General features: G+C 59.7%; 16 protein-coding genes. 1 reads left to right on the top strand and 15 read right to left on the bottom strand.

Translation table 11 applies throughout. The features are described 5' to 3' along the window. Nucleotides 1-91 precede the first annotated feature (91 nt). The 5 genes from ACOIX3_RS10845 to cysD form a co-directional block, all read right to left on the bottom strand. Nucleotides 92-910 carry a gamma-glutamyl-gamma-aminobutyrate hydrolase family protein gene (locus tag ACOIX3_RS10845; protein WP_420969764.1) on the bottom strand — a complete coding sequence of 273 codons (819 nt, stop codon included), beginning with the start codon at nucleotides 908-910 and terminating at the stop codon, nucleotides 92-94. Then, entirely contained in the window at nucleotides 907-1965 is a 1059-nt protein-coding gene (gene rtxC / locus ACOIX3_RS10840) for a dhydrorhizobitoxine desaturase (protein WP_420969762.1), read from the bottom strand. Before rtxC ends, ACOIX3_RS10845 begins: the two co-directional genes overlap by 4 nt. Nucleotides 1966-1996: 31 nt before the next feature. Next, on the bottom strand, nucleotides 1997-4408 hold the full coding sequence (locus ACOIX3_RS10835) for a 2-aminoethylphosphonate--pyruvate transaminase (RefSeq protein ID WP_420969761.1): 2412 nt from the start codon (nucleotides 4406-4408) through the stop codon (nucleotides 1997-1999). Nucleotides 4409-6182: 1774 nt separating this feature from the next. Continuing rightward, the gene (gene cysN, locus ACOIX3_RS10830) at nucleotides 6183-8066 is read right to left on the bottom strand and encodes a sulfate adenylyltransferase subunit CysN (RefSeq protein WP_420969760.1); all 1884 of its coding nucleotides are present in this window, start codon (nucleotides 8064-8066) and stop codon (nucleotides 6183-6185) included. After that, complete coding sequence (gene cysD / locus ACOIX3_RS10825) at nucleotides 8066-8965, bottom strand: sulfate adenylyltransferase subunit CysD (protein ID WP_420971710.1); 900 nt, start codon at nucleotides 8963-8965, stop codon at nucleotides 8066-8068. The genes cysN and cysD overlap by 1 nt, the downstream gene beginning before the upstream one ends. Nucleotides 8966-10114: 1149 nt before the next feature. Between cysD and ACOIX3_RS10820 the strand changes: the two genes are divergently transcribed. Beyond that, nucleotides 10115-10606 (top strand): MarR family winged helix-turn-helix transcriptional regulator, encoded by a 492-nt coding sequence (locus tag ACOIX3_RS10820; RefSeq protein WP_420969758.1) that lies wholly within the window; start codon nucleotides 10115-10117, stop codon nucleotides 10604-10606. Between the two features lie 1264 nt (nucleotides 10607-11870). Here ACOIX3_RS10820 and ACOIX3_RS10815 read toward each other — a convergent pair. The 10 genes from ACOIX3_RS10815 to ACOIX3_RS10770 all read right to left on the bottom strand — a co-directional run bounded on the left by ACOIX3_RS10815 (nucleotide 11871) and on the right by ACOIX3_RS10770 (nucleotide 21516). Next, nucleotides 11871-13057 (bottom strand): IS3 family transposase gene (locus ACOIX3_RS10815; protein WP_420969330.1). Its coding sequence is split into 2 segments (ribosomal slippage): nucleotides 11871-12805 and nucleotides 12805-13057, totalling 1188 coding nucleotides; the frame shifts between segments, so codons are not numbered across the junction. A 114-nt stretch (nucleotides 13058-13171) separates the two neighbouring features. Further along, on the bottom strand, nucleotides 13172-13399 hold the full coding sequence (ccoS, locus tag ACOIX3_RS10810) for a cbb3-type cytochrome oxidase assembly protein CcoS (RefSeq protein WP_420969757.1): 228 nt from the start codon (nucleotides 13397-13399) through the stop codon (nucleotides 13172-13174). Further along, entirely contained in the window at nucleotides 13399-15585 is a 2187-nt protein-coding gene (locus ACOIX3_RS10805) for a heavy metal translocating P-type ATPase (RefSeq protein ID WP_420969756.1), read from the bottom strand. Before ACOIX3_RS10805 ends, ccoS begins: the two co-directional genes overlap by 1 nt. 12 nt (nucleotides 15586-15597) lie before the next feature. Continuing rightward, nucleotides 15598-16098, bottom strand: a complete 501-nt coding sequence (locus ACOIX3_RS10800; RefSeq protein ID WP_420969755.1) for a FixH family protein — start codon at nucleotides 16096-16098, stop codon at nucleotides 15598-15600. Between the two features lie 22 nt (nucleotides 16099-16120). Further along, nucleotides 16121-17578, bottom strand: a complete 1458-nt coding sequence (ccoG, locus tag ACOIX3_RS10795) for a cytochrome c oxidase accessory protein CcoG (RefSeq protein WP_420971709.1) — start codon at nucleotides 17576-17578, stop codon at nucleotides 16121-16123. A gap of 89 nt (nucleotides 17579-17667) precedes the next feature. Further along, nucleotides 17668-18540: a cytochrome-c oxidase, cbb3-type subunit III gene (gene ccoP / locus ACOIX3_RS10790; protein WP_420969754.1), complete on the bottom strand. Its 873-nt coding sequence runs from the start codon at nucleotides 18538-18540 to the stop codon at nucleotides 17668-17670. A 6-nt stretch (nucleotides 18541-18546) separates the two neighbouring features. Continuing rightward, nucleotides 18547-18711, bottom strand: a complete 165-nt coding sequence (locus ACOIX3_RS10785) for a cbb3-type cytochrome c oxidase subunit 3 (protein ID WP_420969753.1) — start codon at nucleotides 18709-18711, stop codon at nucleotides 18547-18549. Nucleotides 18712-18722: 11 nt separating this feature from the next. Next, nucleotides 18723-19457 carry a cytochrome-c oxidase, cbb3-type subunit II gene (gene ccoO, locus ACOIX3_RS10780; RefSeq protein ID WP_420969752.1) on the bottom strand — a complete coding sequence of 245 codons (735 nt, stop codon included), beginning with the start codon at nucleotides 19455-19457 and terminating at the stop codon, nucleotides 18723-18725. Next, nucleotides 19426-21117 (bottom strand): cytochrome-c oxidase, cbb3-type subunit I, encoded by a 1692-nt coding sequence (ccoN, locus tag ACOIX3_RS10775; RefSeq protein WP_420969751.1) that lies wholly within the window; start codon nucleotides 21115-21117, stop codon nucleotides 19426-19428. Before ccoN ends, ccoO begins: the two co-directional genes overlap by 32 nt. 69 nt (nucleotides 21118-21186) lie before the next feature. Continuing rightward, the gene (locus ACOIX3_RS10770) at nucleotides 21187-21516 is read right to left on the bottom strand and encodes a hypothetical protein (RefSeq protein WP_420969750.1); all 330 of its coding nucleotides are present in this window, start codon (nucleotides 21514-21516) and stop codon (nucleotides 21187-21189) included. Nucleotides 21517-21675: the final 159 nt, after the last annotated feature.

The raw sequence follows: 21675 nt of genomic DNA, 5'->3' as shown, positions 1-21675 counted from the left end.
GCTCCCAGAACCGTGCTCGTGCGTCAGTTTCGAGGGCCTCTGCCTTCGATCTGGGCGGACCGCGTTTGGATTGAAATGTCAAGATCCGCCTCTAGTTTGTCTTTGATTGGCAGTATGCAACACACGCCTCTCCGAATGCCGTGAACAGTTGCCTGCTGAGGAGATCGGTTGAGACGTGCCATTCCGGGTGCCACTGCACGCCGATTTGCAGCGTCGGCGCGCCAATGACCGAAACTGCTTCGACCAGACCGTCAGGCGACCATGCCTCCCGCCTCAGCGCGGTGGCAAGCGCGTCGATGCCTTGATTGTGCAGGGAGTTCACCTGCGCTTCGATTGTGCGCGCGATCGGAAAGAGCGCGCCATCGGGACATATCCTGACGCTGTGCGCGGCATCGTACTGGCGATCTCGTGGACGATCCGGTTTCTCGGCATGCATCTGGCCGCTTCCGAGGCTCCACTCCGTGAGCGATCGGCGAAGTGTGCCGCCGAAATACACGTTGAGCTCCTGAAGCCCACGGCAGATGCCCAAGATCGGCATTCCGAGCGCGATGGCCCTGCCAATGACCACTGCAGAGAGCCTGTCCCGTGGGCGGTCACGGATCCCACCCACAACGTCTTGCTGGTCTGCCCCTGTACAGGACGCAGGCGCTCTCAAGGCGGCAGGATCGATATTCGATTCGTCTCCAGTCAACACCAGGCCGTCCAGCCCGCGCATGATCGCCTGGCCAGCCTCAATCCTCACATCTTCAGCGTCGATCGTCGGCAATATGACGCACGCAACCCCGGCGTGATGAAAAAGGGCCTGTACGTACTTGCGCCGCAACCCGTCGCGATGCACACCATCGACCAAAAGACGGTTCGACGTGACGCCGACCACGGCTCGAGCTTTGTCTGGCCGTTGCAATGTCACGCCACCTGCCCTCCCGCACGGGCATCGGCCAAAGACTGCTCATACAGGCGCCGATTTCGCTCCTTCAACTGAGCGATAACGCTAGGTTGACCTTGAGGTCCCTTGACGAAGAGCCCGCCCCAGCTCGCGGCAACCTTCGCGTAATTGGGATCCTGCATCCGGATTTTCTGAGCTTTGCGCAACAGCCAGAATGGGATACCTGGCGACAGGTGATGCTCGAGGTGGTACTCATCCAGATTTTGCCCAAGGATGGCCCGCTCGAGGAAATTCCCTTTCCGATTCCTGGTTAGATAGACGTTCTTCGTCTCGGTCTCGCACATAGGTGAGTGTTCGGCGAGCTCGACAAACCAACCGAGAACCTGAAACGTTGTGAGATAGGGCACGATCCAAAACAGGATGACGATGTGGAGCAGCCCAAGAGCATATGATCCGGCCAGTATGCCGAACCAGAAAAGATAGAAGCCATACTTGTCGACAAGTATGCTTGACCGGCTCTGGTCCTCGGCATCTGTTACCGAGAAGCGATTGGTCCAGAGATACTTCAGGTAGGCCATTGTCGCGCCACCAAATATCGGCTTCCAGATAATGTTGAAGGCGTACCGTTCCGGAGGCTGGACGTCGTAAACGCCATTGGCCAGGAAGAACTTCAGGTCCGGATCCTTGTCAGGATCGCCGAGATACGGATGATGCAGATAGACGTGAGAGATCCGGTAGGCCCAGTGGCGCTGGAACAGGGGATAGGCGGCGAACAGAATGCCGAGGATGTAGTTCCAGGTCGTGTTCTTCGCGAGCGTGCGGTGCGCCGCATCATGCGCGATGGTGGTCAATCCACGTTGGTAGGCGCCGATCAGAAGAACGGCGACCGGGTAGAGCCAGCATGAGACGTAGACCGTCGCGAGCGTGCAAGCGGCGATCACAGCGTAATCTTTGGCAATATAGGCGGCTCCCGTTATATTGTCGGGCCTCAGCTCCGAGAGTTGCTTGTTGATCTCGCGGCTGAACTGAACGGCCTCATAACGCGACGACCTCAGTTGCCAAGCTTCTGCCTGATTCATGAGAACCTCCTCCTGATAGCCTTACGGGTTGTCAGATTGCGGAAAGCGCCTTGTCCAGATCGCGGACGATGTCGTTGACATCCTCGATGCCGACACAAAGTCGGATCGAGCCGCCAAATATGCCGGCGGCCTCGCGCTTTTCCCGTGGGACGGTGGTGTGGGTCGTTGAAACAGGATGCGTCACGAGTGTGCGGGCATCCCCTACATTCGAAACGTGATACATCAAGTCGACGCTCTGGATGAACTTCCGTCCGGCTTGTTCGTCCTCCACCTCGAACATGACCATCGCGCCGTGTCCGTATGCGGCGTTGAGTGTCTGATCGACGGTTTCCCGATCAGCTCCTTCGAAGAGGCCGGGGTAGAAGACACGGCGCACTTTTGGATGCTCATTGAGAACGTTGGCCACGATCCTGGCGTTTGCGCAGTGCTGCTTCATGCGAAGAGGCAGCGTTTCAAGTCCTTGGATCAGTTGAAAGCTCGCAAAAGGGGAGATGGCCGCGCCGGTATCGCGCAACCAGGTCATGCGAGCCTTTAGGAGAAACTCGCTTTTTCCAAGATCGTCGACATCGCGCAGCGCGTTGCGCCAGATGATCCCCCCATGCGCATCGTCAGGACTGTTGAACAAGGGAAAGCGGGAGGCTCCCCGGTAGCCAAATTCGCCGTTGTCAACGATCAGCCCGCCGAGCGTCGTGCCATGACCGCATATATATTTCGTTGCGGAGTACGTCGTGATCGCAGCGCCGAGATCTGACGGCCGGCACAACATTGGCGTCGTCGTATTGTCCACGACCAAGGGAACGCCGTACTTCCGGCCGATCTCCGCCAGCTGTTTGACCGGAAGAGGAATCAGACAAGGATTTGAAATCACCTCTCCGAACAGGCATATCGTGCGATCATCGATGGCGCGCTCGAACGTCTCGGGCCGTCGAGGATCTGCCGTCCTAACGCTGATCCCAAGACGCTTGAATGTGTTGTGAAGCAGGTTCCAGGTATTGCCATATAGATACGGAGAAGCGACGACATTGTCCCCCACTTCGCCGCTTGACAAGTTTACGATGGCAAGGAACGTCGCCGCTTGACCTGATGCAACAGCGAGCGAGTCACTCCCCCCATCGACGGCGGCGTACCTCCTTTCCAGCGCGCGGGTCGTCGGATTGATGATTCTCGTATAGGTGAACCCATCAGCCTTTACGTTGTAGACGTCAGCAATGTGGTTTAGATCGCCATCGAGTTCATAAGCCGTATTCTGGTAGATCGGCACCGCAACCGCTTTCGTCACCGGGTCGTGTCGATAGCCCGCGTGCAGAACTGCCGTTTCGGCGGCAAATGGGAGCTGCGCGTTTCCTGCGACTGGAGGTGACATCTCTACGCGGGGCCCGCAAGTTTTCTGGGCTGACATCGGGCCCGCTGAAGAAGCCTGACCGGACCGGAAATATGAACGAAAAGCGCACCCCAACTGCTCGATCCAACTGGATCGGATTTCCCCAATGCAACCGACCCGAAAACTCCGCGTCGCAAGGTGCAGCTTCGAGTAGACGTAAAGGTTGTGGGCCGCCAAGTGACGATATAACCCATCGAACCCTGCCTGATCCGCAATTCCGGATGGCGCACTGAACGCGACACAGACCGGCGATTGCAAGTCCGCGGGCAGCAGAGGAGACGCCACTCCTTCGAGCTCTTTGATGAGATCGTCCCTGACTTTCTCATACCTGCGGCGCCTGGCATGAATGCCTTCGCCGTTCAGAATCTCCAACGCCTTTGTAGCTGCCTGAACGATGTGGGTGGGCGGGGTCGACCGCCACTCGCCTGTACGCTCGAGCGAAAGCCATTGATCTCTCACGTCGAGCACAAATGACCTTGGTTCCTGCACCGCATTCTCGAGCAGCTCGCGAGAAGCGATGACAAAAGCGACACCGGGCGGCCCTTCGATGCACTTGTTGCTCGACGTGACCAGGACGTCCGCTCCACCCCGGCTCAAGTCAATATCAATGGCGCCAAAAGAACTCATCCCGTCGACGATAGTCTTGACACCACGTCGCCTCGCCTCCTCTACGATCGGATCCAGCGGATTGATGATTCCGGTCGTAGTCTCGCAATGCACGAAGCACAGATGGGTAACGTCAGGATTCCGGCTCAGATGCTCGGCAACTTCCTGAGGGTCCAAGGGCTCGGCGGCTCGCTTGACAAGCTTCAGTGCCTCGACGCCCCACAGCCGCAGAATACTAAGAATGCGCTCGCCATAGATGCCGTTGATGCAAACGAGCGGCTTGTCGACCCGGGACACAAATGAAGACAGAGCGGCTTCCATTGCAAAGGAGCCGCCTCCCTGAATAGGGACTACCGAGTAGTCCTCAGCATTTCCCAGCAGATTGAGCATCAGCCGCCTCATGCGGGCGGTCACCTCCTTGAACTCGCAATCGCGCGAGGCAAGGTCAAGCTGCATCTGGTTCCTAACCGCTGCCGACAGCGACAATGGACCAGGCGTCAGAAGAGAGCGCTGTCTTGTCACACAATTCCCCTTAAGTTGTGTTGCTCAACGGAGCTGGAGCATGATGGCGCGGCCGAGGAGACCCTCTGGCAAGCGCCGACGTCCTCGATTCAACGGCTTTGGGAGAAACGCCACTAGCCCGGGCGCGTTCGCGTGTCGGCGCACTGAAAACTCTGGCCGACGGCAACATCCGTATCTAGCCATAGATGGAGAGTGATGTTCGCAAGGCCGCTCACCGATATCATTTGCCTCTCCTAGGAATTCGCGTTGCGACCGCGTCCTTCGCAGTCGGTGCGACGCGGCGTCGCAAACCACGCAGGTCGGCCGATCGGCTCACGTGTGAGCTGTGCCGTTCAGGCGAATGTCGAGGTTCTGACAAAGGTGCATGTCGCGCCATCGCGCGCGGATACAGCTGCGCGCAGGGCGCACTTTAAGAGTGTCGTTGGTAACGGGACTCATCCTGCGTGAGCTTGAGACTTGAGACATTCGGGCACTGTCGCTCCTTGGAGAACCTGACGCGGCATATTTCGAGATCGTACAACCTGTCGTTAGGTGCGTTTCAACCCCTCTCCGAGCTTTTCTCGCGTGAATTTTTCCTGACGCGCACCTCCATCAGGAGCGACAAGCCGAAGTCCGGCGGTTGAGCGTCGTGATCGGTAGCAAACCGGCTGAGAGTTTTCGTAGCGCGACGTTAGGATCTTGGACATTCTTGCTGCGAGATGCCGCAGGCAGGTGAGGTTGGCCTGCCCCACTCGCTTCGCGCGCGATCCTTGCCAAACCTCCCGACCGGGAGACTGAGTTTCTTCGCCTCGTTGGCGCATTTGCCTGGATGCCGAGCCCGGGAAGTGCATGCCCCGATCGGCAGACCGCCAGCATGGCTGCGGCGCAGCAAGATGGTTCGCGCAATGCGCCGCAGCGACTGGCATCTTCGCAGCTGCGGATCGGAGCGAGAGCGCGGTCTCGATACGCTCGCCCGCCGCACTAGCGGCTCGAAGCCGCCGGAATCATACGCGCCAGTGCTGCGTCCCTCTATATCCGCTACACAGGCAATCAATACCGGCCGGATCTGGCTGGGCGCGTTATCGTTTGGGCGGTCGTAACAGCGGGGAGGAACGCGGAGTGCCTTCTCAGCGATTGCGCAAATAATGCGCGGCGAGTGTCCCACAAGATGTGCTGCGACATCTCAAAGCGCCGCTGAGCCGCGGCTTCGGTGAGCCCGGCCCTATCTGTCGCTGGTCAGCATTGCGCACCGCTACGGCTGGAACTAGGCCCCGAAAACGAAGGACATCCTCATTGTGCGCGACAGATCGAAGCCGGATGGCCGAGACGCCGAGCAGCTCGGTTTCACGAAAGCTCGGAATGGCGCTAGCCGCACGCGCAGGAAACGCGCCAGCGAAAGCTCAAACAACTGGAAGTCGGACTTCCTCTCTGGCCTTTGTCATAGCGTCGTAGACTCTGACCTGAAGCAAGGGACGGCGCTTCTTGAGCTCCTCCGCTCCTGCCCAAGCACCCATCTCTGGTCGTGAATTCGGTTTTGAATTGACCGTCGACTTCGAGCACATAACCAGCAGCGGGCAATCGACGAGTGGGTACGATCATCTTGATCCCTTAGAGTGATGATTCCGATCGATGTTCCTGCTTAGCCCGAGGCGCCTTGGCCGGGCCAGCAGGCTGGTGAGGGTCTGCCGCAAAATCGATGGCGCGACGCGAGGTGACAGGTTCGATGCTGCTATCGACCAAGGATTGCGCGCGCCATCAAGACACCGACCACGGCTTCCGCGGATTGCTCAGGCGTCTGCTCCATGGTCCTGAGATGAATTTCGGGTCTTATCGGTGCTTCGTAGGACGCATCGATGCCGGTGAAGTTCTTGATCTGACCGGACTTCACCTTTGAATAGAGACCTTTGGGATCGCGCCGCGCGCATTCTTCGATCGGCGTGTCGACAAAGACTTCAATGAACTCCTCCTCACTAACGAGGCTGCGCACCATGTCTCGTTCGGCCCTATAGGGCGAGATGAATGAGCAGATCACGATCAAGCCGCTGTCCGCCATCAACTTGGCAACTTCCCCGACACGCCGAATGTTTTCCACGCGATCAGCCTCGGAGAAGCCGAGGTCGGCGTTTAATCCGTACCGGAGGTTGTCTCCATCCAGCAGCATGGCATGCCGCGACATGGCAAACAGCTTTTGATCGACGATGTTGGCAATCGTCGACTTTCCCGCGCCGGACAGGCCGGTGAACCAGATGATGCAAGGCTTCTGGTTCTTGAGAGCGGCCCGCTCCTTCCTTCCCACTGCAACGGGTTGCCAAGCGATGTTGGCAGCCCGCCGCAGTGGACATGCGATCATGCCGGCCGCAACCGTACGGTTGGTATGACGGTCGATGACGATAAATGATCCGGTCTTGCGATTGACCTCGTAAGGATCGAACGCCGCGGGCAGCGCGGTCGAGACGTTGCAGAAGCCTATCTCGTTGAGGCTAAGCGTCGTGGCTGTCAGATGCTTACGTGTGTTGACGTCGATCCGATGTTTGATTGCGGTAATGCTGCCGGCTGTGGTCTGCGACCCAATGCGCAGGATGTAACCGCGTCCGACAACGAGCGGATCCTCGTCCATCCAGATCAGATGAGCGGCGAACTGGTCGGCGAGCTCCGGCCGCTCGGTCGGACGTGCCAGGAGATCGCCACGGCCGATATCGATCTCGTCGTCAAGAGTAATCGTGATGGCATCACCGGCCTCAGCGCGGGGTAGATCGCCACCCTGAGTCACGATCCGCCTGATGCGCGCGGTCCGTCCAGACGCAGCGACAACGATGTCGTCTCCCACCGAGATGCTCCCCGAAGCCACGGACCCGGCATACCCCCGGAAATCCAGGTTCGGCCGGTTCACCCACTGCACCGGAAAGCGGAAAGCCTGGCTCGCGCTGTCGGACCGGATATCGATGCTCTCCAGGTGGCCGAGCAGGCAGGGACCATCATACCACTGAGTGTAGCCGGAACAATTGACGACATTGTCGCCATACCGGGCAGAGATCGGGATCGGAACGATCGAGGCGAAGCCGAGACCGGCAGCAAAGGCCGCATAGTCAGCGAAGATCCGATCAAAGATCTCTTTGTTATACTTGACGAGGTCGATCTTGTTCACTGCCAAGACGAGGTGGCGAATACCAAGTAGCCAGCAGATGAACGAGTGGCGCTTGGTTTGGACCAGCACGCCCTTGCGGGCGTCGATCAAAATGATGGCGAGCTGGGCGTTCGAAGCGCCGGTTGCCATGTTGCGGGTGTACTGCTCGTGGCCGGGCGTATCGGCCACCATAAACGAGCGCCGCTTCGTCGCAAAGAAGCGGTAGGCCACATCGATCGTGATGCCTTGCTCCCGCTCGGCTTCAAGCCCATCGACGAGCAGCGCGAAATCGATCTCACGGCCGGTGGTACCGTGCTTGACACTGTCGCGTTCCAGCGCCGTAAGCTGATCCTTGTAGATCATCTTGCTGTCGTGCAGCAGCCGGCCGATCAGCGTGGATTTCCCGTCGTCCACTGAGCCGCATGTGATGAATCGCAGTTGATCTTTTGGCTTGGCCTGGACAGGTTCCGTTGTCGGCTTGGAAAGCATCAAAAGTAGCCTTCCCGCTTCTTCTTCTCCATGGAAGCGGATTCATCGCTATCAATCAAACGACCCTGGCGCTCAGACACCGTCGCGGTCTGCATTTCTGCGACGATGTCTTCGATCGTCGTCGCACCGGACTCAATAGCCCCGCTCAAAGGATAACATCCTAACGTGCGGAAACGGATCATCCGCATGTCCGGCGTCTCGCCGGAGTTAAGCGGCAATCGCTTGTCGTCGATCATGATCGTCGCGCCATTTCGACGCACTATCGGTCTTTGCTGTGCGAAATAGAGCGGGACGACCGGGATCTTCTCGAGCATGATGTATTCCCACACGTCGAGCTCAGTCCAATTCGACATTGCAAACACGCGCATGGTTTCACCCTGGCGGATCCGTGTGTTGAACAGGTTCCAGAGCTCCGGCCGCTGGTTACGGGGGTCCCATGTGTGCCTGGCCGAACGGAAGGAGAGTATCCGTTCTTTTGCGCGGCTCTTTTCCTCATCACGTCGGGCTCCGCCGAAGGCGGCATCAAATTCGTAGAGGTCGAGCGCCTGCTTGAGGGCGTCGGTCTTCATCACCTGGGTATGAAGAGCAGAGCCTGAGTCGATCGGATTGATCCCCCGCTCGATGCCCTCCTTGTTTACATGGACGATCAGGTCGAGGCCGAGCCGCTTGGCCGTCGCATCCCGGAAGCTGATCATCTCGCGGAACTTCCAGGTCGTGTCGACGTGAAGCAGGGGGAAAGGCAACTTTGAGGGATAGAAGGCCTTGATCGCAATGTGCAGCATCACGCTCGAGTCCTTTCCGATCGAGTAAAGCATGACCGGCCTTTTGAACTCGGCGACCACCTCACGCATGATTTCAATCGATTCAGCTTCGAGACGGCGCAGATGTTTTGGCAGCATATGTTGTTTTCGATGCAGGATCGCTGTTCTTCGCCGTTCTACGGCTCCGGCCCAGATGAGAAATTCCCGCGGCGGAAACGCGCTCGCCAGAGCGCATGGCTCGTCCATCAGGTCAAGTGCCCGTTGGGCAGCAGACATGCACACCCGACAGCCGATCGTATTCTACGACTGGTACGGCCGCAGCCTGCGCCACGTTATCGGTGCGCAGATCGGCTCGTTGCGCTCTGAAGGATGTTGGCTAAATCAGCCAGCGTGTTTTGATCGCAAGCATCCAGATCACCCTAGAACAAATCGAGGATCTGCTCAAGCCGCCAGACCTCGCCTCACAACATCGCGACCACCGCGTCGCGATTCCGAATGGCATCAAGCCCGCAGCTCGATCAGCTTGTGACGCCAACGGCGCCTGTTGCAACGGAGCTTCCATTGGATTCGTCGGCCGCAAATTCTCCTCAAGGTTGGTAGCCAATAGATTTTGGGCCTGCCGCAACACCATAGACGCGGAGCAGCAGTTCTCTGAAACCTGCCGGGCAGTGTGGACTGGCTCACCGGCATGAGATGGGCCGGACAATGCTCCTGCCTTGCTGCTGCGCAAAATCCCACCAGGTTTCGGAATACCTGACGATAGAGTTCGGTTACCTCCCGTCCGCTAATCGCTCACGGCGCGCGGGACGTTGTTATGTCAAGCCGGCACGATGCCGTTTGCTGCGGCACTGAAAACGACAAATGCGACATGCACCTGCCTGATGCTCCGCATACATGAGGGAAATTCGGCAAAGGAGCGGACCGGTCGACGGGCGGGCCAAGGAAGCAGACCAAAGTGGCGGACATCTCAACTTGGTCAGGGCGTATCGATCCGACCTGCGGGCGGGTTCGATCCCGATGCAAGTTGCTGCCTGAGAGCCGCGCCGCTGGTCCGTCAAGACAGTGAGCGCCATACCGCCCCGAGCAGCTCCGGCGCCAGCGTTATTCGCAAGCTCCACTTCCGTCCGAACTGTACCAAGTATTTGATTTGCCAACTCTTGCGGCGTTGTTCCCGCTTCCAATTCGCGCTAAGGGAAGCCGGTAAAGGATGGAACCCGACCTACGATGCCGCCGGATTTACCTGGTGCAGCAAGCGCGCTTGGCAGTATCTCTCCTGACGGACAGGAGATGGTCAAGCCGTTCGTGTGGGAGATCAGATCGATCAGCGCCTGTCTCGAAGAGCTTGCCAGATTCCGAGCCGATGGGCTTGGCATCACTGGGCCCCAGTGGATGATCCTGATGGCAGTGGCCTATTTGGACCGGAAAAACGGTGTCGCCGTCAACGAGGTGTCAAAGTTGATGCACGTCGATTCTTCCTTCGTCACGACCCAGTCAAAGCTGCTAGAGAAAAATGGGTTTCTACGCCGCAAGTCTTCCGCAAGCGATGCGCGGGTCGTGCAGATGTCGCTGACGGCCAAAACCCGCAAACATCTCTCAACTTTGGCGCCACGACAGGAAGCACTCGAAGAGCTCGCTTTTGATGAATTCGGGGTTAACGGGTCAAGCGATTTCATTACCAAGCTGGCAGCAGTGAGGCATCGTCTGGAGAAGGCCCGCCATGAGAGCCGCTCTGACGTTCTGAGGACCAAACGCACGACCGTCAGAAATGACGCTGGCTAGCCATGTCGAGACTTCCAGCCTTCGACTTTTTCTTGAAGCAGCGCGGGCGAAGGTGGTTGTGGTCCGTTCACACCGCCGAAGGCACGCAGCTGATGATGGGTTCAGGGCGTAGCCGCTCCGCCGCCAGGTATCAAGCTAACAGAGCGCTTTTTCTATTGCTGCTGAGCGCGCCGTATCATTGCGGAGCTCGAGCTAACCAACAGGCCCGGCGCCGCCCGCTTATCCCCTAAACTTTAGCCTACCATGATCTTCGGGGGTGACTCACCGAATTCACGAGATTCGACGCCCCACATTATATCGAGCCGACCATGCTAAGTTCGCGGCATTTGCATGAGGAGAATGGTGGCGATGAAATCGACCGGAAATCAGCCTGGGCGCTCGTAGTTGATTGCCTCACAGTGGACCGAGTTATCGGGATCGGAAATCACTGCGCTCCAACAGCAGCCTACGCAGGGCCAGGCAGGATGCGGATCCGCAGGCCATTTACCGCAATTCCCAAGACGAATTTACTATACAATACCAAAGGGAACAAAGGGCGGCCCGCGAGCCGCCCTACAGTACCAGTTACCAGCACTGCCTAGTAAGCTACCGCTGATGTCCGAGTCCGATTCCGAGATGCAAGGCCTTCTGACGTAGCGCACCGACAGTACGCTTGGTCATTTTTGCTATTTTTATGACCGGGGTCCGAGCCTTCGAATGGACCTTGAGATCTTTGATATCTGCCTTGGTCCACTCGCGCCGCTTAACGCGTTTCTTGGTTGCTTTTTTCACAATGAATGCTCCTTTTGAGAGGAGCGGCTTGTAACATAGTTTTTTCGGAGCGACGACCGCAAAAAACAGGCAATCATAGGAACTCGCGCAACCTGCAAGCTCAGTCATGTGTTTGGAAGACAAGAGCTTGGTACTAATGGCGGCTGCGGGATCGCAAATTTCGTGAGGGTGCCGTGTCGAGTGGCTTCGCCATGAATTGGCGAATGGAGCCCCTAATCGAGACCCGCTTATTCGAAGCTAATCATTAGCTTATAACATGTCTCTGAAAAGAGATGAGCAAGCGAATTGTGATTGGCTGAACAACTCCAAGTCGGGCAGGCTCGTGATTTGGGTTAAAGCTTGGAGGGATCAGCCATCGAATCCCTGTGAGACGTCGTGGCGGTCTCTCACTATGGTCGCTCTGACCAGCCTCGGCCCGCGGCGTCGTATGCATCGAGTCCCCTCACCGATCGTCCGGCTCAACCTTGACTTTGCGTGACCTGCCACCGAACTTTCATCCAGCGGCGGTTAGAGTCTCGGGGTTTTGTACGCCGAGTGGCGCGGGTGGAGCAACGGGCGATCGGCGGAGCTGGTCGGGGTTGCGCAGCCGATCGCCCGTTGCGGTGAATGTGGCGGCGTAGGCCGCGGGGGTCTGGTATTTCAGCGAGGAGTGCGGTCGCTCCCCATTGTAGTCGGCGATCCATGCGGCGACCTTCGATCGGGCATCGTCGAGGTCGAAGAACAGCGTCTCGTTCAAGAATTCATCGCGCATGCGGCCGTTGAAGCTCTCCACAAAGGCATTCTGGATCGGTTTGCCTGGCGCAATGAAGTGCCAGTCGATGCCAGTCTCCTTGCACCAGACCAGCATCGCATTGCAGGTGAACTCGGTGCCGTTGTCGGAGACAATCGAGCCCGGTTTACCGCGCCGCGCGACGATCGTCGTCAGCTCCCGCGCCACCCGTCGCCCCGAGATCGAGGTGTCTGGGATTGCGCCCAGACACTCCTTGGTCACGTCGTCGACGATGTTAAGGACGCGGAAGCGTCGTCCGTTGGCAAACTGGTCATAAACGAAGTCGAGCGACCAGCGCGCGTTCGGCCTCGCTTCCAGAAGGATCGGCACCCGGACGCCAACCGCCTTGCGGCGGGCGCGTCGCTTGCGCACGGCCAGCCCTTCCTCCCGATAAAGCCGGTGGATGCGGTTGATCCCTGACGGCTCGCCCTCCCGCCGTAGCAGGATGAACAGCCGACGGTAGCCGAACCGGCGGCGCTCATTGGCAAGCTCGCGAAGCCGCCCACGAAGCTCCGTGTCCGGACGACGGCGGGAACGGTAGCGGACCGCCTTCCGATCCGCACCGACGATCAAGCAGGCCCGCCGTTCCGAAAGGCCCATGACGGCTTTCAGGTGCGCGACCCCTGCGCGCTTGGCGACGGGCCCTACCATTTTTTTGACAACAGCTCCCGGAGCGCTGCCGCATCGAGCATCTGCTCGGCCAAGAGCTTCTTCAGTTTGGCGTTCTCATCTTCCAGCGCCTTCAGCCGCCTGGCCTCGGAGACGTCCATCCCGCCGTATTTGGACTTCCAATTGTAAAACGTCGCTTCAGAGATCCCGTGCTTCCGCGCAAGATCAGCCGTCTTCGCTCCAGCCTCGTGCTCCTTCAACACCGCAATGATCTGCTCTTCCGTGAACCTTGCTCGCTTCATCTGTCCGTCCTTCGTCAGGCCGGACTCTAACTCCTTCTGGAGGAAATTCTCAGGGGCAGGTCATGCGTTTCGCGTGTGCCGCAGTCGCGGCGGTGGACCGACTGGCCACCCAAGCTAGCACTCGCCTGCACAGCGTTGACCACCGCTTCTACAATCGCGCTGGTCCATTTGCACTATTTGGACGGGCGCCGACGGCACGTTGGACTCGTCATCGGCGATGGCGCGCCAGGCCGCGCCATCGAGATCGTCATACTGGCCACTCTTGAGCGACCACAGGAAGCCGAGCAGGCCGACGAAGCCGAGCGCAAGGGCGAGCGGAACAAGATAGACCAGGACCTCCATCAGACTGCCTCCCTCCTTCGCGCCCGCAGCGCATTGAGCATGACCAGCACCGACGAAGCTGACATCGCCGCGGCGGCAATCAGCGGCGTCACCAGGCCGGCGATCGCGACGGGCACGGCCAGGACGTTGTAGACGACTGCGAGCCAGAGATTCTGCCGCATCAGAAGCAGCGCCCTGCGCGAGCCCCTGACGGCCGTCATCACCGGCCCGAGACGCCCACCGAGGAAGACCGCATCAGCGACCGCCTGGCTCATACGGGTCGCAGTGACAGGCGACATCGAGGCATGGGCCGCAGCGAGCGCGGGCGCGTCGTTCAAGCCGTCGCCGACCATCAACACCTTGTACCCCCGGCTCGTCAGACTTGCGATCCGGGCAACCTTGTCCACCGGCGAGACGTTGGCGCGCCACTTACGAATGCCGAGCGTCTCGGCCGCCCGCCGGACTGCTGGCTCGCGATCCCCGGAAACGATCTCCACCATGATGCCAAGGCGTGCGAGGCCTGCGACAACCTCGGCTGCGTCTGGCCGCATCCGTTGCCGGACAGCAAAGACATGCTTGGCGTCACCGTGGCTGAACGCGACGACGGAGGCCTCAGGATCGCGGCACAGGATCGCGTCGGCGAGGATGTCAGCACTGCAGAACGAGGGGCGGCCAAGCCGGATCGGTGCCCCCTCATAGCAACCTTGGACGCCTCGCCCCGGCTCCTCTTCGATATCGGCCAGCGGCTCGCTTGCGCCGGCAGCTCGCGCCACGGCGGCGGCGACCGGATGGCGGCTCGACAGCGCCAGCCGGCCCGCCAATTTGACGACATCGTCGGGAATGCTGGCGAGATTGGCGACATCGAGCTCAGGCAGCGTCAGCGTACCGGTTTTGTCGAAGATCACCCGGTCCACCTCGGCAATGCGCTCGATCGCATCCCCGGCATTGAGCAGCACGCCGGAACGAAACAGTGCGCCGGAGGCCACGGTCTGCACCGCCGGTATAGCCAGACCCAGCGCGCAAGGGCAGGTGATGATCAGGACCGCGATCGCCGTGACGACCGAATCATGGAATGTGGCGCCAGAGGCAAGCCAGCCCAGCATCGTCACGAAGGCAGTTGCGTGAACGATCGGTGCATAGAGGCGCGACGCGCGCTCAGCGAGGCGCAGATAGCGCGAGCGCGCTTGCAGGGCATGATCAAGCAGCCTGGAAATCTCGGCAAGCAGTGTATCGCCCGAAGCCGCCGCCGCGCGAACCCGCAGGGTGCCGGATCGTACCAATGTGCCGGCGAACACCGCGCTGCCAGGCGTCGCGATCGCCGGCAAGGTCTCGCCGGTAATGAGGCTTTGATCGACCTCGGAACGTCCCTCGATCACGTTGCCGTCGACGGTACAGCATTCGCCGGGCCGCAGCAGCACGACATCCCCCGGTTTGATCGCTGACGCCGGAACGGTTCTGATCTCGGTCGGGCTTATGAACTTCGCCGCCGTCTCCGCCTTGAGTGCGGCAAGGTTGCTGGCGACGGCGCGGGTGCGCCGCCTCATGTTCTGGTCGAGATAGCGGCCTGCGAGCAGGAAGGCGATCAACATGATCGCCGCATCGAAATAGGTGTGCTCGGCATGACCGATAGTCTCGATCAGCGAAGTCGCCAACGCCAGCAAGATGCCGATGCTGATCGGCACGTCCATATTGGCTCTGCGCGCCCGCAGCGCGGCAAAAGCGGAAGAGCAGAACGGTTGCGCGGAGTAAGCCGCGGCCGGCAGTACGATCAGCGCGGAGAGCCAGTGAAAGAAGTCGCGCTGCTCCGGCAGCATGTCCGAGACATTGCCGGACCATACCGGGATCGACAGCATCATCACATTCATCGCGGCAAACGCGGCAACGCCCAGCCGCCGCAGCAAGCTCCGCGCCCGCTCCGCCTCCAGCGCCTCCGCATTATTCCGCTGGAAGGGATATGCCCTATAGCCTAATTCGGCGAGCCGCTTGACAAATAGGGCTGGATCGAGCGCTCCCGCCTTCCATTCGAGCGCCAGCCGGTGATCGGTGAAGTTCACGCGTGCCGCGGTCACGTCCGGAATGTTCGACAGATTGCGCTCGATCTTGCTCATGCAGTTCGCGCAACTGATGCCCTCCACCGCGAGGTCGAGTTGGAGGAGGCCCGCGCTTGTCCTCTTCAGATAGTGAGAAAAATCGATGTCCTCCTGCATGTGCATGTACTCTCAGTTCAGGACGATGCGGTTTTTCGATAGAAACATGCGGCGGCCATCGGCGTCGCCCTCGATCACGAGATCCCACTGCCCGGCAGCGACGCCCTCGGCGCTGCCGCGGTAGGTTCCAGCATGAGCCTCCGAGACATCAATCGTCCGATCGGCTCGACGGTCTACCGGTCGCTCGAGCCGGGCCACGAAACCCATTCCGGCGAGAGGCGCGCCTGCGCGGTCGCGCGCCTCGATCGCAAGCACAGCCCGGCCATCGGACTGCCGGTCGATATGTACCTGCACCAGCCAGTTTCGCTCGTTCTGCTGCCGTGCCGCGATGATCTCACGTTGATAGGCGAGGCTCGCGCTATAGGCGCTGTCGACCTCTGTCCCGGGCAGCGTCATGACGGCAAAGCGCATCATTGCCAGATTGGCGCCAATCACGACCGCAAAGAAGACGAGAATGACGATCAAGACGTAGCGTCCGGTGATGGGCCGCGCGGCTGGCACTGATGCGGTCATGATGAGGTCCCGCCTGTGGTCGTTAGGGGAGGACGAAATGATCTGTTGCGGAAGCGACCTCGCCGAGGCCAATATCGGTGACCCGAAACCTCACCGGCATCGACCGTTCCGACTTGTCGTCGACCGGCGCCGTCACCAGCACACGTAGTTCTGTCGTGGTATCGCGAGCCAAGACGATCATCGGTCGATCCACCGTCACCGAATCGACGCCGACGACGTGGACGGACGCCTCAGGCGGCCCATCGATGTCGATCGCGACCACGCGATCGAAGCCGCGCTTGTTGAGCAGGCGCACGGTGTAACCGTTGCGAATCGAACCATCGCTGAGCTTGACCGCCACGGGATTGCGATCGTGCAGGACGCTGAGATCGAGCAGCGTTCTCGACAACAGCGCATAAAGCATCACCGCGCAGACGACCGCGATCAAGGAAGCATAGACGATCGTGCGCGGGCGTACCGGTTTGAAGAGCTCCGACTTGCCGTCGATCCGCCGCCGGATATTGATGTCGTTGTCGTAACCGATCAGGCGGGCTTTGCGCCCGACCTTCTTCATGACGGCATCGCAGGCGTCGATGCAGAGCCCGCACTGGATGCAACCGAGCTGGGCGCCATTGCGGATGTCGATCCCGGTCGGGCAGACAGCCGCGCATTGATTGCAATCGATGCAGTCTCCGACCCTTTGGCCGCGCTCGCGCAGATTGAATGATTTCTTCAATGAGCAGCGCTGCTCGCCGCGATCGTATTTATAGGTCACATTGAGCGCCCACTCGTCGGTGAGCGCGGCCTGGATCCGCGGCCACGGGCACATATAAACGCAAACCTGCTCGCGCAGGTAGCCGGCCAGCAGATAGGTCGAAGCCGTCAGGATGCCAATCCAGATATAGGCGATTGCGGGCGCCTGGAAGGCCGCCAGATCGCGCACCAATGTCTGCGCGTCGGCAAAGTACAGCACCCACGCGCCACCCGTCCACCAAGCGATCATCAACCAGATCGCGTGCTTCAGCACGCGCTTTGCCCCGCGCCCCATTGTCATTGGGCGTGCAGCGGCCCTCAGCCGCTCGCGACGGTCGCCCTCGACCCAACGCTCCACCGCATAGAACAGGTCGGTCCAGGCCGTCTGCGGACACAGATATCCGCACCAAATTCGCCCGCCCAGCGCGTTCATCAGGAACAGTGCCATGGCAGCAAGCACGAGCAACCCGGTGAAATAATAGAGCTCTTGCGGCCAGAGCTCGATGAAGAAGAAGTAGAACCGCCGGTTCGGCAGATCGAGCAACACCGCCTGGTCGGGCGCGCCCAAGCCACGATGCCAACGCACGAACGGCAGCAGATAATAGATGCCCAGACACACCACCATCAGCCGCCATTTGATCGTGCGGAAAGTGCCGCGGACACTCTGCGGATAGACCCGCCTATGGGCTACATAGAGGGGTCTATCCTCCTCGATCAGCAGGTCATCCTGCGAAACGGTCTTGTTCATGACGGACTTCATGGCCGACCTTGCATCTGGCGCGGACGAATGACGTTGACCCACGTCGACGGCGCCGTGGGCTTGGCGACACTTCTCGCCTATTGTCCGCCACCGAGGGAGTGCACGTAGACGGCGAGTGCCTTGACTGTGATGGGATCGAGGCGCCCGCTCCAAGCCGGCATGACGCCGGCGCGGCCATAGCTGATGGTCTCGACCAGCGTAGCCTCGTCCGAGCCGTACAGCCAAATTCCGTCAGTCAGGTTCGGCGCACCGAGTGCCTGATTGCCTTTGGCATTCTCGCCGTGGCAGACCGCACAATTCTCGGCAAAGATCCTTGTGCCGGCCGCAGCATCGAAATTGGCTGCCGTTGCCAAGCCAGACAGCGACCGCACGTAATTCGCTACCGTGACGATCTCACCGATCTTGAGGATGCCGTCGCGGCCGAAGGCCAGCATTTGTCCTTCATGCGCCTCGGCATGCCCGGAACGTGCGCCGAACTGGATGGTCTTTAGGATCTGGTCAAGCGATCCGCCCCACAACCAGTCATCGTCGTTGAGATTCGGATAGCCCTTGGCACCCGCGGCGCCGCTCCCATGGCATGGCGCGCAATTGTCCGCGAAAACCGTCTTGCCACGGGCCCGGGCCATTGCCAGCAGGGTGGGATCATTCTCGATCTCGGCCAGAGACGCCTTGCCAAGCACGGCCATCTTCTCGCCGCGCAGCTTCTCGAGACCGGCAAGGTCGCTAACGACGCTGGCGCGGGTCGAATAATGCAACGCGCCGATTGTGTAGTTTGAGAGGAGCGGCCAGGCCGGATAAACGACCCAGTAGCCTATCGCCCAAAGGATCGTGGCGTAGAAGGCCAGAATCCACCAGCGCGGCAGCGGCGTGTTGAGTTCCCTTATACCATCCCATTCGTGCCCCGTCGTGGGACGGCCGGAGATGCGATCGATGTCGTTATGCTCGGTCATGATCTGTCAATCCCGGCGCAACGGCAAGCGCGCCGCAGAGTCAAAACGCCTCTTGTTACGGGGCCACAGCGCATACACGACGATGGCGATGAAGATGCCGACGAACAACGGCGTCCAGAGGGTCACGACGACGCTTGACGCCAGGTTCTCGATCGAAATGACGGCTTTCATCACAGACTCCTTCAGCGCAGATTGGCTTTTTCATCGTAGAGCTTGAAATCGATCAACGTGCCGAGCATCTGCAGATAGGCGATGAGCGCATCGAGTTCGGTCGGATTTCCGGCCCTGCCGTCGAATTTGCGGACAGCCGCCTTCGGATAGCGCTTCTGGAACGACGCGACGTTCGCACTGTCAGGATCGACCTGCGCCTTCAAGTCGGCGACTGCGTTCTTGATCTGGTCCTCGGTATAGGGGACGCCGACCGCCCGATTGGTGCGCAGATGTGCGACAATGTCAGTCAGGTCAACCTCCGTGTGCGCCAGCGCCGGATAGCCCGGCATCACCGATTGCGGCACGATGGCGCGCGGATTGATCAGATGCGTGACGTGCCATTCATCGGAATATTTCGCGCCAACACGAGCAAGGTCCGGGCCGGTACGTTTCGACCCCCATTGAAACGGGTGATCATACATGCTTTCAGCGGCCAGCGAGTAGTGGCCGTAGCGCTCAACCTCATCGCGCAACGGCCGGATCATTTGCGAGTGACAGAGATAGCACCCCTCACGTACGTAGATGTTGCGGCCGGCAAGCTCGAGCGGCGTATACGGCCGCACGCCGTCCACCGCCTCGATCGTGCTCTTGAGGTAGAACAACGGCGTGATCTCGACCAGGCCGCCGACCGCTATCACGACAAGGATGCCAGCGATCAAGATGATCGAGTTTTTCTCAAAGATCTTGTGTCGATTCCAGAGAGACATGCGATAACCTATTCCGCGAGTTGGAGCGTCCAGCGTCCTGGATTTGATCGGTTTGCTTTGCGTTTACCGTCATCCAGAGATTGGCGGCCATGATCAGCGCGCCGATCAGGAACATCGCGCCCCCCGCGGCACGGATGATGTAGAAGGGATGCATGGCCTCGACCGACTCGATGAATGAGTACTCGAGGAAGCCAAGGGAAGTGTAGGCGCGCCACATCAGCCCCTGCAGGATGCCAGACACCCACATCGCGGAGATGTAGAGCACGATCCCGATCGTGGCGATCCAGAAGTGCCAGTTGACGAGCCTGAGGCTGTACAGCTGGCGATCCCAAAGCCAGGGAATCAGGCAATAGAGCGCGCCGAATGATACGAAGCCGACCCAGCCCAGCGCACCGGAATGCACGTGACCGACCGTCCAGTCGGTGTAATGACTGAGCGAATTGACGACCTTGATTGCCATCGTGGGGCCCTCAAATGTCGCCATGCCATAAAAGGCAACCGAGACCACCAGCATACGGAGCACCGGGTCTGTGCGCAGCTTGTCCCACGCACCCGAGAGCGTCATCAGGCCGTTGATCATGCCGCCCCATGAGGGCATCCACAGCATGATCGAGAACGTCATGCCCAGCGTCTGGGTCCAGTCCGGCAGCGCCGTGTAGTGTAAATGGTGCGGTCCAGCCCAGATGTAGAGGAAGATCAGCGCCCAGAAGTGGATAATCGAGAGGCGATAAGAGTAGACGGGGCGTTCGGCTCTCTTCGGAATGAAGTAGTACATGATCGCCAGGAAGCCGGCGGTCAGGAAGAAGCCTACCGCATTGTGGCCGTACCACCACTGAAACATGGCATCCTGCACGCCGCCCCAGGCGATGTAGGATTTCGAGCCGAATATCGAGACCGGCAATGCCGGATTGTTGCCAACGTGGAGCACCGCAATGGTGACGATAAAGGCGAGATAGAACCAGTTGGCGACGAAGATATGCGGCTCCTTCCTTTTCATCAGCGTCGTCAGAAACACAATGAGATAGGTGATCCAGACGATCGTGAGCCAGAGATCGGCGTACCACTCCGGCTCGGCGTATTCCTTGGACTGGGTGGCGCCGAAAAGATAACCGGTGCCCGCGATCAGAATGAAAAAGTTGTAGCCAACCACCACAAACCACGGCGCAAGATCGCCAGCGAGGCGGGTCCGGCAGGTCTTCTGCACCACGTAGAACGAAGTCGCGATAAGCACGTTTCCGCCGAACGCAAAGATCACAGCCGACGTGTGCAGCGGGCGGAGCCGGCCGAAGCTCGTCCAGGGCAGATCAAAATTCAGTGCAGGCCAAGCGAGCTGTGACGCGATGAGAAGACCGATGGAAAAGCCGGCGATGCCCCAGAACATCGCCAACACCGAGGCGAATTTGATCGGGCCGAGATTGTAGTTCGGCCGGCCATTGATCTCTGCCGGCGGCAATAGCGCCGGTCGTTCATAGTAGCGATTGAGGATGACGGCTGCTGCGGCTAGACTGGCGGCGGAAGCCAGCAATGCGTGGAAGGTAAACGCAGAATCGTGCCCCATCGCCCCGGCGAAAAAGCAAACGTAGGCAGAAACAGCGAATACCGACATCAGGCCTGCTTCACCCATCGTCGTGGATTTCGCGGCAGTGGATGGGCTTGTCATGTGTTGGCCTTCTTTGAAAGCGGGATGGCTCGGGGCTCACATATCCGGTGAGGGAACAATTGAGCGCGATCAGTCGCGAAAGCGCTGCGGGAGCCCGTCGATCTCGCGACCGAGCGCGAGCAAGGTTTGCTCGTTGGGGCAGTCTTTCAGGGGACTTGCAAACATCTCTCTTTCGACGGCGGCGGCGCAGCGGGCCTTGGCCTGACACAGACCGCACACCCGCTGCAGATCGCGCAATACGTCACCATGGCGGGCGGCAAGCGCTTTCTCGGAAAAGCCCGCAAGTGCGAGGCGCTTGCTCAAGAGTTCAGGAGAGCCTGGACTTTGCGCCATCGTTCGAAAAGCGGACGTGGACAGATTGAGCTCACGCGCGATCGCATCGACGTCTTGCGGGCTCAAGTAAGCCAGTTCGGATGTCCGAGACAGGCTCGCTCGCAACCGGCCAAGCAGATTCCTAAGCCGCCAAGGAAACCACCAAGGACCCCCGATATGTGCAGATTGGTTAACCATGCGTCATATTCCTCGAGGCAGCCTTAGCTGCCGGAGGTAGATTTGTTT

The sequence above is a fragment of the Bradyrhizobium sp. B120 genome (assembly GCF_049075665.1).
Lineage (GTDB): Bacteria > Pseudomonadota > Alphaproteobacteria > Rhizobiales > Xanthobacteraceae > Bradyrhizobium.
This window is presented reverse-complemented; position numbering and strand designations above follow the sequence as displayed.